Origin of the sequence: Weissella cibaria KACC 11862, assembly GCF_000193635.1 — a bacterium.
Classification (GTDB): Bacteria; Bacillota; Bacilli; order Lactobacillales; family Lactobacillaceae; genus Weissella; species Weissella cibaria.
The window spans coordinates 76,703-93,551 of the sequence record NZ_AEKT01000057.1 but is presented as its reverse complement, the minus strand read 5'-3'; the positions used below and the strand labels follow the sequence as shown (position 1 = coordinate 93,551).

Genomic DNA, 16,849 nt, shown 5'->3' with positions numbered 1-16,849 from the left:
CTATGAAAATTTTGATGACAAGTGTTCGAGATGATGAAGAAGCAGCAATTGCAGCCTACACGGCCCGGACGGGAGTTGAGATTATCACGTCAGCAGCACCGTTGGAAGATAACCTTGACCAATTGGCGGCGGTTGATGGGGTAATTATGCAACAACGGAATCGATTAGCTGATGCAATTTACGCACAATTAGCTGAAGCTGGTTTGAAACAAATTTCAACGCGAACAGCTGGGTATGATGTGATAAATGTGCCACTCGCCCATGAACATGGCTTGCGTGTGACAAATGTCCCGGCCTACTCACCACGAAGCGTCGCCGAACATGCCCTGATGCAAATCCTACGTCTGCTACGTAAGTCTTATGAAGTTGATCGCCGTGTGGCAAACAATGATTACCGCTGGGGCGGGTTGCAGGCCAAGGAAATTCATTCCGCAACCATTGGCATTATTGGTGTTGGCCGGATTGGTGGTGCCTTGGCCAAATTATTGGCCGCGTTGGGGGCAACGGTCCTTGGTTATGACGTTAATCCGCGCGATGATTTGGCAGGTATTGTGACGTACACAACCAAAGCGGATTTGTTGCAGCGGGCGGATGTGGTCAGCCTACACGTTGATTTAAATGAGACGTCAGTTGGACTAATTGGAGCTGCTGAATTTGCGTTAATGCAGCCAACCGCGGGCTTGGTGAACGCGAGTCGCGGACCGGTAATCGATACGGCAGCATTAATTACAGCCTTGGAGACAGGCGAATTGGCCGGAGTAGCGTTGGACACCGTGTCAGGTGAAGAAACCATCTTTAATGTCGATCACCAAGATGACGGCTTGACGAGTCAGCCAAATATCGAAAAGTTGCACGCGATGTCGAATGTCATGTTGACACCGCATATCGCCTTCTTTACGAATATTGCGGTGCAAAATATGGTTGATATTGCCCTGGATGATGTGCAATTAATCTTGAACGGTGAGACATCACCACATGAAATTGAGAGGTGAGCATAATGGAAAAACCACAATTAGCAGTAAAGCCAACCATCATGGCCGTTCTGAACGGGAACTCATTTGCGGTTGTCGCCGCGTTAATTCCGGCCGCTTTGATTAGCCAACTACTCAAAGCGCTACCGCAAACAGGGCTGGTTGGGCAAGTTGAAGTAATGGTCGCATTGGCGCAAAGCACGTTACCCTTGATTGCCGCATTTGTTGTTGGTAATATGTTGCGCCTGTCTAATTTGGAAACAGCCTCAATGGCGTTGGCAACTTTTGTCGCATCGGGCGTTGTGACAGTTAAGGGCGATGCGTACATGATTGCCGGTACTGGGGTGATTTTGAATATCATGTTAACGACTTTGATTGCCAGTTATGTGGCCTGCTTGAGTAGTCGATTACTGGGTCAATTACGGATGGTCTTTGAACCATTGGTTGTACTACTTATCAGTGGTGGGATTGGTCTACTGACATTGCCAATCATGGTGGCGGTGCAAGGTGCAGTGGGTCAAGTCGTCGCCCAAGCAACCCGGGTATCACCATTGTTGATGGGGGTCTTGTTGGGGATGCTTTTCGCCTTCTTAATTGTGTCGCCACTCTCATCAGTTGGCATTGCCACGGCGATTGGTTTGTCCGGCGTTGGATCGGGCGCTGCGAATGCCGGGATTGTCGCTGCAGCGATTACGCTTGCTGTGATGGGAGCTGGCGTAAATTCAGGTGGGGCAATCATTGCCCACTTTATGGGTTCACCTAAAATTCAGATGGCCAACATGTTATCACATCCGAAATTATTCATGTCGGTATTACTAGCTGCCGGTGTGAGTGGCGGCGTAGCGAGTTTGCTGGGGATGTCAGGCACGGCCTTTTCCGCCGGCTTTGGCTTGTCCGGCTTTATTGGCCCCTTGACTGCGCTGAATGAGTCGCAGGGTGACTTATTAGGTATTCGGGTGATACTGGCGTTTATTGTGGTGCCCTTACTATTGGGCATCTTAATGAAACTAGTATTTATGAAAAAGGTGCCATTGATTCAAGGTGAAGAATTAGCGTTACCGGATATTTAGGGCGTTCCAAAAGCAGTCGCGTTGGTGACTGCTTTTTTATATTTAGGGCAGAATTGCCGTTGTGCTAACCGCATTCCTGACATATACTCAAGGGGCAATCTAATAGTCGAGGGGGCGAAACAATTGCGAACATTTTTTAATGTGGCAGATTTAAGTTTGCCAGTCATGGTTGAACACGTGGGGGCGGAATGGCAACAGGGGGTTATTATTCGCTATCAGGGTTTTCCGCACTTTCATTGGTTGCAGTCACAAACTGGAACGGGGGCGTTTTGGGTGCGTGACAAACGCTATGAGTTGGCGCCTGGCATGGGGATTTTAATTGCCCCTGGCGTGCCACACCGGTATGAGCCGATTGGCAACGAACCGTGGCAGGTCCGGTTTGCAACCTTCCAAGGGTCCTTGGTTGATGATTTACAAAAACAAATGGTGAATTCAGAGTTTGTTCTGATTGAGGCAAGTGATGCACTGGTGTATGAACGGCTACATGAGACGTTATTGACGCGATTAGGTCATGAGCCGGCGGATGATCTAGCAATCTCGGCGGCTGCCTATCAGTTATTGCTGTGTCTGACTCGCCATCAGAAACAAACGATTGATCAACATCAACCAGATTTTCAACAATATGTTGGACCGGCGATTGCGTATATGCAGGAGCACCTAGCAGAGGATATTTCAATTAGCCAACTAGCAGCAATGTTGTCAGTGTCTACGCAGTATCTTAATCGGGTGTTTAATCGATTAGTGCAGCAGACACCGAGTGAATACCTGACACAGATTAGAATTAGTCATGCCAAGAAACTGCTGGTATCACAAAAATATTTAAAAATTAATGTCGTGGCTGAACAAAGCGGTTATGCAGATCCAGCCTACTTTGGTAAAGTTTTTAAAAAGCAAACGGGCGTTAGTCCATTGAATTATCGCCATTGGCAAACATAACCTGGTTGAGGTTGAGACGGCTGCTGCTGTCTCAACCTCTTTTTGTGCTGCTCATCACACTGTTTCAATAAGTTATATTTTTTGGTTTTATATGTCCTTTTTCTAAAATGAAAGCGCTTTATTATTAATTAGTAGGGTAATAATGAAACCAAATTATTGGGGGATAATTTAACATGAATAAGGTGAAGCAGTATCTGTCGTATGCGGCAGGGGCGTTTGGGCACGATGCCTTCTACGCGACATTGAGTACTTATTTTATGATTTTCGTGACAGGACAATTGTTTGATACGCCGGACAAGGCATTTAACAATCAAATGATTGGCTGGGTCACAACGATGATTGTGGGTATTCGGTTAGTGGAAATTATTTTCGATCCAATCATTGGTGGTATCGTTGATAATACAAGGACCCGTTGGGGAAAATTTAAGCCATGGCTAATTATTGCCGGGCTAATTAGTTCAGTATTGTTGGTTGTTATTTTTACGAATTTTGGCGGGCTAGCAACCGCTCATCCAATGCTTTACTTGGTTTTGTTTGGCATTGTATTTGTAACGTTGGATGCATTCTATTCGTTTAAGGATATTGCGTTCTGGTCAATGCTACCAGCGTTATCACTTGATAGCAGTACGCGTGAAAAGTTTGGTACGGTGGCACGCTTTGGTTCAACGCTAGGACAACAAGGTGTCCAAATTGTCGTTGTGCCATTGGTCATGTTTTTCTCAATCACCTTTACAGGCGCACACACTGAAACGCGGACCGGTTGGTTCTGGTTTGCGGTTGTCATTGGTGTGATTGCTTATCTTGGGGCGTTGTTGACGGCCGCAGGTACGAAAGAAGAGGATAATATCGTCCGCCAAAACACTGAAAAAGTGGGTCTGTTGGAGGTCTTTAAGGTCGTCGGTAAAAATGATCAATTGATGTGGCAAGCCATTTCATACATTATGTTCGCATTGGCTTATGTTGTGACAAACTCATTGTTGTTGTACTACTTTAAGTATGTCATGGGTGCTGATAGTAAGTTCTACTTGGTTGGTATTTTTACCGCCATTGAAGGGATGGTTGCCGTCGCAATTTTCCCAACGTTAACGAAGTTTTTGGCACGTCGGACGATTTTCTTCAGTGGTGCCGTAGTCATGCTAGCGGGTTATGTCTTGTTTATGGTTGCCGGTAACAATTTACCAGTTGTTTTGACAGCAGTGACGATGTTTTTTATGCCATATCCAATCATGTTCTTGGTTGTGCTGATGACGATTACGGATTCAGTGGAATATGGCCAATGGAAGTTGGGGACGCGTCACGAATCAGTGACATTGGCAATTCGACCATTGCTAGATAAGTTAGCAGGTGCCTTTGCTAATGGTGTCGTCGGCTTTGCTGCCGTGGTTGCTGGGATGACTGGTAGTGCTAAGCCAAGCGATATTACTGCGCAAGGGTTGCAACTATTTAAGGTATTTATGTTCTACGGGCCAATGATTTTGATTGTTATTTCAGTCTTGATTTACTGGCGTAAGGTGACGTTGACCGAAACACGTCACGCTGAAATTGTGGCAGAATTAGAAGAGCGATTGCAGGAGAAGTAAAATGGCATATGAATTACAAGAAGAATTAGCACAATCATTTAACAAGCGGTTTGGCTATGATCCAGCCAAGCTTTATTTTTCACCCGGTCGGGTTAACTTGATTGGTGAGTATACAGATTTTAACGGGGGCCACGTTTTCCCGGCTGCCATTAGCGTTGGGACATACGGGGCAATTGCTCCACGTGATGATAATCAAATTCGGACGTATTCGGCAAACTATCCTGAAGCGGGGATTCAAACGATTACGGTGACGGATTTGGCGTTGCGCCCCTACGATACCTGGATTAAGTATCTCCGTGGTGTCATGACGGTGATGGCTGAAGCTGGTTACCCAGTGTCAAAAGGGTTTGATTTGGCCATTGTTGGCGATATGCCCACGGCGTCGGGCCTCTCATCGTCAGCTTCTTTGGAGATTTTGTTGCTAAACATGCTCAAGGATATGATGGGTTATCAGATTGATAAGTTGACGATTGTTAAATTAGGTCAAGCTGTTGAAAATGATTATCTAGGTCTCAAAACTGGCATCATGGACCAATTTGCGGTGGCCTTCGGGGAAGACGAACAAGGGATTTTCTTAGACACCAACACCATGGCGTATGAGATGGTGCCAGCCGAATTTGGCGAGTATCGATTGCTAGTCATGACCACGAATAAAAAGCGCGAATTAACGGATTCTAAGTATAATGAACGACGGGCGGAATCTGAAGAAGCCCTGGCGTTGTTGCAAGAAAATGTTGATGTAGAAACGCTGGGCGATTTAACAGTACCGCAGTTTGAAGCAGCGGCCGCGGATTTTGAAAAAGACCATGCTCTGGTCATGAAGCGAGCTCGCCATGCGGTATCTGAAAACCAACGAACGATTGCAGCGAAAGCGGCCTTACAAGCACATGATTTGGTTCAATTTGGTGAATTGCTGACGGCATCACATGCATCTTTGCGTGATGACTTTGAAGTGAGTGGTATTGAGCTTGATACACTGGTTGAGACGGCCTTACGTCAGCCTGGTGTCTTGGGTGCGCGGATGACAGGAGCTGGCTTTGGTGGTTCGGCCATTGCGTTAGTTGAAAAAGACCAAGTACCAGCAGTTACCACGGCGGTTGGGGATGTGTATACCGCTGAGATTGGCTATCAACCCGCCTTTTTTGTCGCTGAAATTGTTGCGGGCACACACGAAATTGCGTAGGAGATAAATATGTTAGATGCACATGATACCCAGTTAGTGCTGGATTTTGTCGCTTGGGGTGTTAAATTAGGTGCGTATTCAGATTTGGAAACGGTGTATCGCACTAATTTAGTGCTAGCTGAAATTCAGGCAAATGGGGTGACTTCTGGACTGGTGGGAAACACCGAGCGGTCATTAAGTGACTTAGCGACAGCTATTTTAGCCTTGGCCCCCCAGTCGGCTACCGACCGCTGGCAGGTGGAGATTGATCGCGCACGATTGCTTAACATTGTGACACCGACACCTGATCAATTACAACAAACGTTCATGGCGAAGTATGCGCAAAGTCCAGCAACCGCAGTGGCTTATTATTATGACCTAAGTCGCGCCGTGGAAAATGTGAAAGTTGCCGATATCCAACGTAATATTGCTTATACAGCGTTGACGGATTTCGGTGAGTTGGAAATCACGATTAATTTATCTAAGCCAGAAAAGACGACGGCTGAAATAAAAGCAGCTGCATCGGCGCCTAAGAGTGACTATCCACCAACCGCTTTAGATTATACAAACGAAGGATTTGTTGGTTCGATTAAACAGGCGCCACGTAGCACGCACCGGTTTATTCGTGAAACAGTGAACGGGCAAACTTGGGGTTGGCATTATTCGCCGTATGCGTATTTTGAAGAGCATGCGATCTTTGTCGATTTTGCGCGTGAAGCAATGACCATTGACCGGCAAACGTTTGCCAATTTATTGACGTTGGTGGCACGATATCCGATGTATTTTGTTGGGTCAAATGCTGATTTACCAATTGTGGGTGGCTCGATTTTGTCACAAGAACATTTTCAAGGTGGCCGGCACGTCTTACCTTTGATGAAGGCCCCAGTTGAACGTGAAGTGACATTGCCTGCCTTCCCAGCAGTGCATGCTGAAATCCTCAAGTGGCCAATGACAACCATTCGCATTACGGCTAAAGTCGCCGCCGATATTGTGACGGCTAGTGAATTTATTCGCCAAGTCTGGGCAACGTATTCAGATGAGCGGTTAGATATTCATGCCATCAGTCCAACGGGTGAGGCGCAACATACGATTACCCCGATTGCACGACAAGTAGGTGATCAATTTGAAATGTACTTGGTATTACGTGACAATGGCACTTCAGCCACGTACCCGGATGGTATTTTTCACCCACATCCAGATGTACAACACATTAAGCAAGAGAATATTGGCTTGATTGAAGTGATGGGGCTGGCAATTTTACCTGCGCGGTTACAGACAGAGCTACAGGAAATTGCTAACTACTTGGTCGGCGATCAACCGTTAAGTGCAGTTGCACCGAGTCACCGCGATTGGGCGGCCGCCTTGCGTGAGAACGCAACAGTTACACGTGAAAATGTGATGACTGTTATACGCCAAGCTGTGGCTGACGTATTTATTCGAGTGCTAGCTGATGCGGGTGTGTATAAATACGATACGGCTGGCCGTGAAGGCTTAATGCGCTTCATTGCGCACTTAACGGCTGCCGGTAAGCAGTGATGATAATTTAAGATATTGCACGAAACACATGCAGCTAACCGAATGTTATTGGTTAGCTGCATGTGTTTTTGCGTATGAACCCGAAAAAAGGAAATTTAAAGTTGGATTTCAAGGGGGAAATCCGATAATTTTTCTTGTAAATTAAAATTAGATTAAAACAAACTATTGAAAAACTCATAATATCGTCATATTATAAAACAAATCATTTTATAAAAAGTAAGGGTGGCAAAATATGAGCGATGCGGAACTATTAGTTGCAAAAAATGTCAGTGTCAGTTTTAAGATTCACGGCCAATATGTCCAAGCAATCGAAGATGTTAGTTTGTCGGTACGGCCGAATGAGGTTGTGGCTTTGGTGGGTGAATCAGGTTCCGGCAAGTCAACCTTTGCCACGTCAATTATTGGGCTACATGATTTAACACTGACCCAGGTAACCGGACAGATTTTAGTTAATCAACGCGATGTACTGAATTTAGCACCGGCTGAGTGGACACAAGTGCGCGGCGCTGAAATCGGCATGATTTTTCAGGACCCACTAGCAGCGTTGAATCCGTTGATGAAAATTGGCGACCAAATCAAAGAAGCGTTGGCGGTGCACGATGTTTACCAAGAGCCACAATACAATGACCGCGTGATTGAATTGCTCAATCAAGTTGGGATTCCCTTCCCAGAACGTGTGGCGAATGAGTTTCCACATCAGCTGTCTGGGGGGATGCGGCAACGTGTCGTGATTGCGTTGGCAATTGCGAATAAGCCCAAGTTAATCATTGCGGACGAGCCAACTACCGCATTGGATGCGACGATTCAGGCGCAAATTTTGGACCTACTCCAGGATATTCAGGCTGAAAATGGGGCCGGCATTATTCTCATTACGCACGATTTGAGTGTGGTGGCTGAGGTAGCTGACCGTGTGGCGGTCATGTATGCCGGCCAAATTGTGGAAGAGGCTGAGGTCGGGGAACTCTTCGCTAATCCGAAGCACCCGTACACGCGCTCACTACTACGGTCAAATCCAAGTTTGGACAATGAATCGGATGAACTTTACGTCATTCAAGGGACTGTGCCTGGTTTGACACACATTGACCACCACCGCGATATGTTTTTGGATCGGACGCCATGGCTGCCCGAAGACGTGCGCCAAGAACAAGATCCAAAGTTGGCGGAGATTACACCAGGTCACTGGGTGCGTGGTAATGCATGGCGGGTATTTAAGTTTGCTGACGAAGATTGAGGTTAGATAATGAGTGAGTTATTAAGAGTAGAAAACGTTAAAGTACACTATCCGATTCGAAGTGGGTTTTTCAATCGGGTGACTGATTATGTATACGCGGCAGACGGGGTAAGTTTCTCAATTGAGGCTGGTAAAACGTATGGGTTAATTGGGGAATCAGGATCCGGTAAGTCAACAATCGGGAAGGCCATTGTGGGATTGGAGCCGATTACGTCAGGACATATTTATTTTCAGGGCGTTGATATGACGGACGCCAAGAACCGCGCCCATGTTAATTACAACAAGGACGTGCAAATGATTTTCCAGGACTCGATGTCGTCGTTGAATCCACGTAAGACAGTGTTTGATATTATTGCGGAACCATTGCGTAATTTTTCAGGGTTAAAAGAAGACGGGCTGGCCCAGGAAGTGCGGCATTTGCTTGATATTGTCGGACTGCCGGCTGAAACGATGTACCAATTTCCATTCCAGTTTTCAGGTGGTCAACGCCAACGTATTGGGATTGCCCGTGCAGTGGCGACAAAGCCTAAGTTGATTGTCGCGGATGAGCCAGTTTCAGCATTGGACTTGTCAGTGCAAGCGCAAGTGTTGAATTACATGAAACGCATTCAAAAAGACTATGGCATTGCCTTTCTGTTCATTTCGCACGATTTGGGTGTTGTGCGCCACATGACGGAAAATTTGGCCATTATGCACGCCGGCCGATTGGTTGAAATTGGTTCACGTGACGATATTTTTAACCATGCCCAACACTTGTATACCAAGCGTTTGTTAGCAGCAATTCCAGAAATTGATGTGCCGAATCGGGCGAAAAATCGTGCCCACCGTAAGGCTATTGAACAAGAGTTTCAGGATCAAAAATCAGCATATTATGATGCCGATGGCCGGGCGTTTCCGTTAGTCGCGGTTAGTGAAACCCACCAAGTGGCACTGCCTGAATCAATGCTAGAAGGAGAGGGGTTCTAATATGTGGAAAACGATTTTGCGTCGATTGCTGATTATGATTCCGCAATTGTTTATTGTGTCTGTGTTGGTCTTTTTCTTGGCCAAGTTAATGCCTGGTGATCCATTCTCAGGAAAATTTGGGCCAAACACTGACCCAGCTCAAATCGCGGCATTACGTAAGGCTGCTGGGTTGGATGATCCGTGGACGGTGCAGTATGCCCGTTGGATTGGCAATGCGGTGCACGGTAATTTTGGTGATTCTTTCCAGTTGAAGCAACCAGTTGCACGTGTGATTGGTGCCCGTTTGGGGAATACGGTTTGGCTGTCATTGCTGGCCTTGATTGGTACGTATGTGACGGCAATTACGATGGCATTAGTGGCAGCTCGTCGTGAGAATTCACGGACGGACCATGCGTTGGTGGTCTACAACTCATTGATTTATTCGTTGCCAGCTTACCTATTTTATTTATTTGGTATTTTTATCTTTGGGTACACGCTTGGCTGGTTCCCAACATCGGGAACAGTGTCGGCTGACGCTAATGGCTTCTTCCCGGTCTTGGGTAGTCGCCTGTATCACATGATTCTACCGGCTTTGATTGTGGCACTGATTTCAACAACCAGTACCTTTTCGTACTTGCGTTCCGGTATTTTGGATGAGTCCAAGCAGGACTATGTGAAGTTAGCCCGGGCAAAAGGGGTGCCTGAGAATCGGATTTTCTCACGGCACGTGTTGCGTAACGCCTTCTTGCCGATTGCTTCAACGATGGGGTATGCCATTACGGGTATTTTCGGGGGCATGATTATTGCAGAAACGATTTTCTCATTCCCAGGAATTGGGTCATTGTTTGTGCAATCAGTTTTGACGCGAGATTATCCGGTGGTGACCACGTTGGTTCTATTCAACGGTGTCTTAGCGGTGTTGGGTGGTTTGTTCTCAGATATTATCATGAGTGCAGTCGATCCTCGTATTCGAATTTCTTAAGGAGGCGCAACAAATGGAACAAGCAAAGAAAACAGCGCCGACATTACGAAATGCCTTGCGACGCGAATTTCAACAAGATCAAGTGGCTCAGTTTGCCATAATTCTATTACTGTTACTGACAGTGGCTATTTTTGTGGGTGCGTTGTTTGTCCCCAAAACGGCTTACACGGACGTCAATATTATGAATCAATACCTACCGCCAATGACAGACGGGCACATCTTTGGTACCGATAATGGTGGTAAAGATATCTTTTCATTGTTGGTGGTCGCTGCGCGTAATTCTTTGACGATTGCGTTTTTCGTAACCGTGCTTATTCTGGCACTCGGTACGATTGGTGGTTTAGTTACGGGTTATTTTGGTGGCGTTTTTGATCTCGTGTTCATGCGTTTTATCGACTTTATGACAATTTTGCCAGTGATGATGATTATTATCGTGCTGGTCACGGTTATTCCGCATTACAACATGTGGTCATTGATTATCATCATGACGTTGCTGGGGTGGTTTAACACAGTGCGTTTGATTCGTGCGCGAACGTTGGTTGAGGTGAATCGGGATTATGTCCGAGCTTCTAAGACGTCAGGAACGTCTAATTTGAAGATTATTTTCCGCGAGATTTTTCCGAACTTATCATCGTTGATTATCGTTGAAGCCACGTTGATGTTTGCTGGAAATATCGGTCTTGAGACGAGTTTGTCATTCTTGGGCTTCGGTCTGCCGGCGAACACGCCATCATTGGGAACGTTGATTAACTATGCAACCGACCCTGAAACGATGACAGGTAAGCCGTGGGTTTGGATTCCTGCCGCAGTGATGATCTTGTTGTATACCGTATTGATTATGATGATTGGGCAAGCGCTACGACGGGTAGCTGATCAACGCCAATCACTAGGCTAACCGACTAATAACATCTAAATTAGAATTTAATTAGAATAATGTGTTGACAATTAAAATTACCGCGAGTAAAGTCAATGTCAACGAAATATAAGGGAATATATGGGGGTGTTCGTATGAGTAAGGCAGTTAAATGGTTGCTCGGACTGGTCGTTGTGGTGTTAGCGGCGGTCGCAGCGTTCTTCGCGTTCGGTCACGGGAATGATAAACAAGCTGTGAATCATGACAAAGTGGGTAAGTTGCCGGTTGCGTATAACAATCCGGGTAAGGCTATCAAGGGTGGCGATTTGAAGATTGCGGCTGTGTCAGATACACCGTTCCAAGGATCGTATTTGTCACCGTTGTCAGATGATGCGTTGACGAGTGATATGTTCAATCCGACAGGTCAAGGATCATCAGGAATTTTCGCAACTGATAAGCAATTTAAGATTAATGATAAGGGTGCTGCTACGGTTAAGTTTGACGATGACGCTAAGACGGCAACTATCACGCTGAATAAGAAGTTGACCTGGTCAGATGGTAAGCCAGTGACAGCCAAGGACTATGAGTTCACTTATGAAGTGTTGGCAAACAAGGCGTATGGTTCAGATCGTTGGACAGAGTCATTGGCTAATATCGAAGGTTTGTCGGATTTCCACGATGGTAAGACCAAGACGATTTCAGGTATTACCTATCCGGATGGTGAAGACGGCAAGAAGGTAGTGGTTCACTTCAAGGCGATGAAGCCAGGAATGCCATATTCAGGAAATGGCTACTATCTTGAGACGGTTACGCCATATCACCAGATTAAGGATATCGCACCTAAGAAATTGGCATCATCGGAAGCTAATACAACGAAGCCACTGGTTTGGGGTCCATATCAAGTTGCAAAGGTGGTGCCAGGTGAGTCAATTAGGTTGACGCCGAACAAGTACTACTATGGTGAAAAGCCTAAGTTGAATTCAATTACTGAACAGGTGGTTTCACCAACTAAGATTGCGGCAGCCTTCAATGCACACAAGTACGACTTGTCAATTGAGAATATTGCGTCATTGTACCCACAAATTAAGAAGGCCTCTGGCTATAAGATGACGGGGCAAAACCAATTGTACGTCTCAATGGAAGTCTTCAACTTGGGACACTATGATGCCGATAAGAGTGAAAACGTGCAAGACCGTGATACACCTTTGCAAGACAAGCGTGTCCGTCAAGCACTGGGATATGCCTTGAATACGCAACAAGTTATTGATAAGTATTCAAATGGGCTTGGAACACGGGCAACGTCATTAATTCCGCCAGTCTTCTCATCTGTGCAAGACAAAGATGCTAAGGGGTTCCCATTGAACCAGAAGAAGGCCAACGCTTTGTTGGACGAAGCTGGTTGGAAGCTGAACAAGAAGACGGGTTACCGTGAGAAGGACGGCAAGGAGCTTGATTTGGTCTATATGGCTCGTTCAGGTGCACCAACATCAGAAGCGGTTTCACAAAACAACATCCAACAATGGAAGAAGGTTGGGGTTAAGGTCAGCCTTTACGGTGGTCGTTTGACCGACTTTAACAGCTGGAGCAAGATTGTCCAAGACGGTACGAGTCAAAAGTGGGATATCACGGATGCGGCTTGGGGCTTGTCATCAGAACCTTCACAAATGGATTTGTTCTCAAAGGCCGCTCCTTACAACTTGGGTCACGCGACGTCACCTGAGTTGACGAAGTTGTTGAATGACATTGACTCTCAATCAGCTTTGAAGACGTCATACCGTAAGGAAGCCTTCAAGAAGTATCAAGAGTACATGAATGATCAAGCATATGTAGTGCCACAAAAGTTTGCTATCGATTACACACCAGTTAATGATCGTGTGGTTGGTTGGACAAAGGCAAATGATGCATACGATCTTTGGGAGAAGATTGGTGTGACCTCAAATGACTTGGCAACCAAGTAATTAGAAATATTAAAAGGCTCGTGACGGTCTGCGTCATGAGCCTTTTTCTTCAGAAAAATAGTAGGAGGGGACGATGAGATTATTCTTTCGTTTGAAATGGTTTATTCGCCTGGAATGGCGTTCATATTTACTCGGCATTCTAGCACTATTGGGCGTGGCAATGCTTGGCTTAATTCCGCCGATTATGATTGGTCGCTTTGCAAATTTGATCAGTGAGCGGGCACCATCTGGTGCTACGCTCGGTCCAATTATTGTCTGGATTGCGATTGCGACAGTTGGTCAATATCTCTTACGGTTTGGTTGGTCATATTTTATTTGGGGAACCTCGGCTCGTTTGGAGCGCTTGATGCGGTTGCGTTTATTGAACCACTATTTGGAGATGGATAAGCCCTTCTTTCAGAAGCACCGAACGGGGGACCTACTGGCCCACGCAACAAATGATATCAATCAACTGCAACGTGTTGCCGGCAATGGCGTGTTGCAATTATTCGATGCGTTGATTACCGGTGTATCAGTCGTTGCAGCGATGGCTGTGGTGGTGAATCCACTCCTGACCATTATGGCAGTCGTGCCACTGCTTGGGATTACGTTGGTGGCGCAACTGTTGGGTGGCTCGATTTCTGCCGCCTTTTCAGCAGTGTAGGATATGTTTTCGCAGTTGAATAATAAGACGCAAGAGTCGTTGATGGGCATTAAAGTATTAAAGACTGTTGGTGAAGCTGCCGAAGATACTGCCGACTTTCAAACAAAAATTAATGATTCAATTCGGGCGACCCGCCATGCCGAGCGGTTAGATTCCTTGTTTAATCCCGCCATTACGATTTTAACGGGAATTTCGTTTGTTGGCACGATCATTTATGGTGGATACCTTGTGCAGACTGGGGCGCTGTCGATTGGTAGTTTGATTACTTTTGTCACCTATTTGTCGGCGCTAGTTTGGCCTTTTTTAGGGTTGGGCTTTTTCTTTAATAACTTGCAACGCGGTAATGCAGCCTACGAACGGATTACGACGTTATTGGCTGAACAACCAGCAACACTGGATAAAAAAGGGCTAAAACAAGTGCCACGCGGTGACTTACAGATTGATCTAACGACGTTTCAATACCCAGATGCCACTGAAGCGGCATTGCAGAATGTGCACGCGACTGTTCAGGCTGGAAATACTTTGGGACTTGTCGGTCCAGTTGGGTCAGGAAAAAGTACGTTGATTCAATTGTTGCTACGTGAGTTTGATCAGTATGTCGGTAGTATCAAAATCAATCAAATTGATATTCGTGACTATGACAAAGATACCTATCTACCAGCGATTGGTTATGTGCCACAAGATAATTTTTTGTTTTCAACCTCAGTGTTAGAAAATATCCGGTTTGCAGATCCAAACATTTCATTGGCGCGGGTACAAGAAGCCGCTCGCTGGGCGGCCTTGCATGATGACATTATGAATTTGCCAGACGGTTATGATACACAAGTCGGCGAACAAGGAATTTCATTGTCGGGTGGTCAGCGCCAACGGCTCGCGATTGCCCGAGCGTTGATTATCAACCCGGATATTTTGATTTTGGATGATGCGTTATCAGCAGTTGATGCGAAAACGGAGCAACAAATTTTAACGATGCTCCATAATCAACGCCGAGGCAAGACGACGATTATCGCCACGCACCGGCTGAGTGCAGTCGTTCAGGCGGCCGAAACGTTGGTGTTTGAACATGGTCGGGTAGAAGCGCGGGGCACGCATAGTGACTTAATCCAGCAAGGCGGTTGGTATGCCCGGATGTTTGCGGCGCAACAGTTATCGGAAAAACTTGATCAGGAGGTGACGACCCATGGCTAAACAAAATACGTCCGCATGGTCTGGCAAGATGACCGCGGCGACACAATTTCAAACGGTTCGGGCACTATTTCGTTTTATGAAACCGTATGCCAAATATTTTTACGGTGCTTTGATATTGGCCGCTGCCATTTCAGTTGTAAATGTGTTACTACCACGCTTGCTGCAGACATTCATGAACCAGCATCTGCATCGCATGTCACCCACGTGGCGATTACTAATTGTTTTCGCATTATTGTATTTTACAATCACTTTGGTTAAAGCAGTGGCACAATTCTTCAGTGATTATTGGTTTATGTCGGCAGCTGAATTTATGGTGGAAGATGTGCGGATGAAGCTGTATCGAAAACTACATACGTTGGGGATGCGCTACTTTGATCAGACACCAGCGGGATCGTTAGTGTCGCGGGTAACGAATGACACCAGTTCGTTTACAGACTTTTGGGAGTTGTTTTTGACGTTAACGACGGGTGTGTTTGCAATCGTGTCCGCGTTTATAGCCATGTGGCTGACGGATGTACATGTGATGCTAGTGACGCTGTTATTTGTGCCGTTGCTGCTTGGTAGTATTTGGTTGTATCAAGTCGTGGCAACGAAAGTGTATCGGCATATGCGTGAAAAGTTGTCGCAATTGAACGCCCAATTGGCAGAAGCAATTACGGGGATGTCAGTGATTCAGCAATTCCGGCAAGAAAGTCGGTTAGCGGGTGAGTTTGCGCAGACAAATAATGCCTATTACCAGGCCCGTGTGCGGATGGTGAAAACAAATTCATTATTGCTATCGCCCATGGTGGACTTGTTATATGGCGGCGCTATTATTGCGGTAATGCTGACGTTCAGTTGGACGAGTCAGTCAGCAACCATAGCAGCTGGTACGGTGTATGCGTTTTTGTCATATGTGGCGGCGTTTTATAACCCATTTGATTCGGCGATGGATTCGTTATCGTCATTTCAAGATGGGGTGGTCGCGGGTAGTCGTGTGTTGGCGATTTTAGCTGACGACACGTTGGAACCAGCCCAGCAAGCACCGGCGAATGGTCGGATTACGGCGGGAAAAGTTGAGTTTCGGGATGTCAGTTTTTCATATGACGGTGAACATGACGTCTTAAAGCATATTAGTTTTGTAGCCGAACCTGGGCAAACAGTGGCGTTGGTTGGCCACACCGGTTCTGGTAAATCATCAACGATTAATGCCATGATGCGGTTCTATGAATTTCAGTCGGGGGATATTTTGATTGATGATCAGAGTATTCGCCAATTGGATATGGCTGATTTTAGGCGTCAAGTTGGCCTAGTTTTGCAAGAGCCATTTCTATTTTATGGTGATATTGCCTTCAATATTCGGCTTTACAATTCGCAAATTGCGGATGAACAAATCGAGGCGGCTGCAAAATTTGTGCATGCGGATGAATTTATTCGGAGTTTACCGCAGGGCTACCATGAACCGGTTGTTGAACGAGGCGCAGCGTTTTCAACTGGTCAACGGCAGCTACTGTCATTTGCACGGACAATTGTACGTGATCCGAAAATTTTAGTGCTTGATGAAGCTACGGCTAACGTTGATACCGAAACCGAGACGATTATTCAGCAATCCTTGGCGAAGATGCGACAAGCACGGACGACGATTGCAATTGCCCACCGACTATCAACCATTAAAGATGCTGATTTAATTTTGGTGCTTGATCAGGGGGAGATTGTCGAACGCGGGTCCCATGAGAGTTTACTGGCCCAGCATGGTCGTTATGCCGATTTGTATCGTATGCAGATGGGTGAGACGTCGGATTAATTAGGGGGGTA

General features: G+C 46.2%; 12 protein-coding genes and 1 pseudogene. All 13 read left to right on the top strand.

Annotated features, from left to right (window positions below):
- Positions 1-2 precede the first annotated feature (2 nt).
- The 13 genes and pseudogenes from ESE_RS0110960 (at position 3) to ESE_RS0110900 (ending at position 16,838) form a co-directional block, all read left to right on the top strand.
- Positions 3-992: an NAD(P)-dependent oxidoreductase gene (locus ESE_RS0110960; protein ID WP_010375248.1), complete on the top strand. Its 990-nt coding sequence runs from the start codon at positions 3-5 to the stop codon at positions 990-992.
- Positions 993-997: 5 nt separating this feature from the next.
- Positions 998-2,041 (top strand): PTS sugar transporter subunit IIC, encoded by a 1,044-nt coding sequence (locus ESE_RS0110955; protein WP_010375245.1) that lies wholly within the window; start codon positions 998-1,000, stop codon positions 2,039-2,041.
- 123 nt (positions 2,042-2,164) lie between these two features.
- Positions 2,165-2,977, top strand: a complete 813-nt coding sequence (locus tag ESE_RS0110950; protein ID WP_010375242.1) for an AraC family transcriptional regulator — start codon at positions 2,165-2,167, stop codon at positions 2,975-2,977.
- Between the two features lie 173 nt (positions 2,978-3,150).
- Positions 3,151-4,557: a glycoside-pentoside-hexuronide (GPH):cation symporter gene (locus tag ESE_RS0110945; protein WP_010375239.1), complete on the top strand. Its 1,407-nt coding sequence runs from the start codon at positions 3,151-3,153 to the stop codon at positions 4,555-4,557.
- A 1-nt stretch (position 4,558) separates the two neighbouring features.
- Positions 4,559-5,740 (top strand): galactokinase, encoded by a 1,182-nt coding sequence (locus ESE_RS0110940; RefSeq protein ID WP_010375236.1) that lies wholly within the window; start codon positions 4,559-4,561, stop codon positions 5,738-5,740.
- Between the two features lie 9 nt (positions 5,741-5,749).
- Entirely contained in the window at positions 5,750-7,255 is a 1,506-nt protein-coding gene (locus tag ESE_RS0110935) for a UDP-glucose--hexose-1-phosphate uridylyltransferase (RefSeq protein ID WP_010375233.1), read from the top strand.
- A gap of 232 nt (positions 7,256-7,487) precedes the next feature.
- Positions 7,488-8,486 (top strand): ABC transporter ATP-binding protein, encoded by a 999-nt coding sequence (locus ESE_RS0110930; protein ID WP_010375230.1) that lies wholly within the window; start codon positions 7,488-7,490, stop codon positions 8,484-8,486.
- Between the two features lie 9 nt (positions 8,487-8,495).
- A complete protein-coding gene (locus ESE_RS0110925; protein WP_010375227.1) occupies positions 8,496-9,452 on the top strand; it encodes an ATP-binding cassette domain-containing protein in 957 nt (318 codons plus the stop codon).
- A 1-nt stretch (position 9,453) separates the two neighbouring features.
- Positions 9,454-10,413, top strand: coding sequence for an ABC transporter permease (locus tag ESE_RS0110920; protein WP_010375224.1), 960 nt, complete (start codon positions 9,454-9,456; stop codon positions 10,411-10,413).
- Positions 10,414-10,426: 13 nt separating this feature from the next.
- Positions 10,427-11,308, top strand: a complete 882-nt coding sequence (locus ESE_RS0110915) for an ABC transporter permease (protein ID WP_010375221.1) — start codon at positions 10,427-10,429, stop codon at positions 11,306-11,308.
- Between the two features lie 113 nt (positions 11,309-11,421).
- Entirely contained in the window at positions 11,422-13,224 is a 1,803-nt protein-coding gene (locus tag ESE_RS0110910; protein ID WP_010375218.1) for an oligopeptide ABC transporter substrate-binding protein, read from the top strand.
- A 73-nt stretch (positions 13,225-13,297) separates the two neighbouring features.
- Positions 13,298-15,055, top strand: a pseudogene (locus ESE_RS11745) (ABC transporter ATP-binding protein).
- Positions 15,048-16,838: an ABC transporter ATP-binding protein gene (locus tag ESE_RS0110900; protein WP_010375215.1), complete on the top strand. Its 1,791-nt coding sequence runs from the start codon at positions 15,048-15,050 to the stop codon at positions 16,836-16,838. Before ESE_RS11745 ends, ESE_RS0110900 begins: the two are co-directional and overlap by 8 nt.
- The last annotated feature ends 11 nt before the right edge of the window (positions 16,839-16,849 follow it).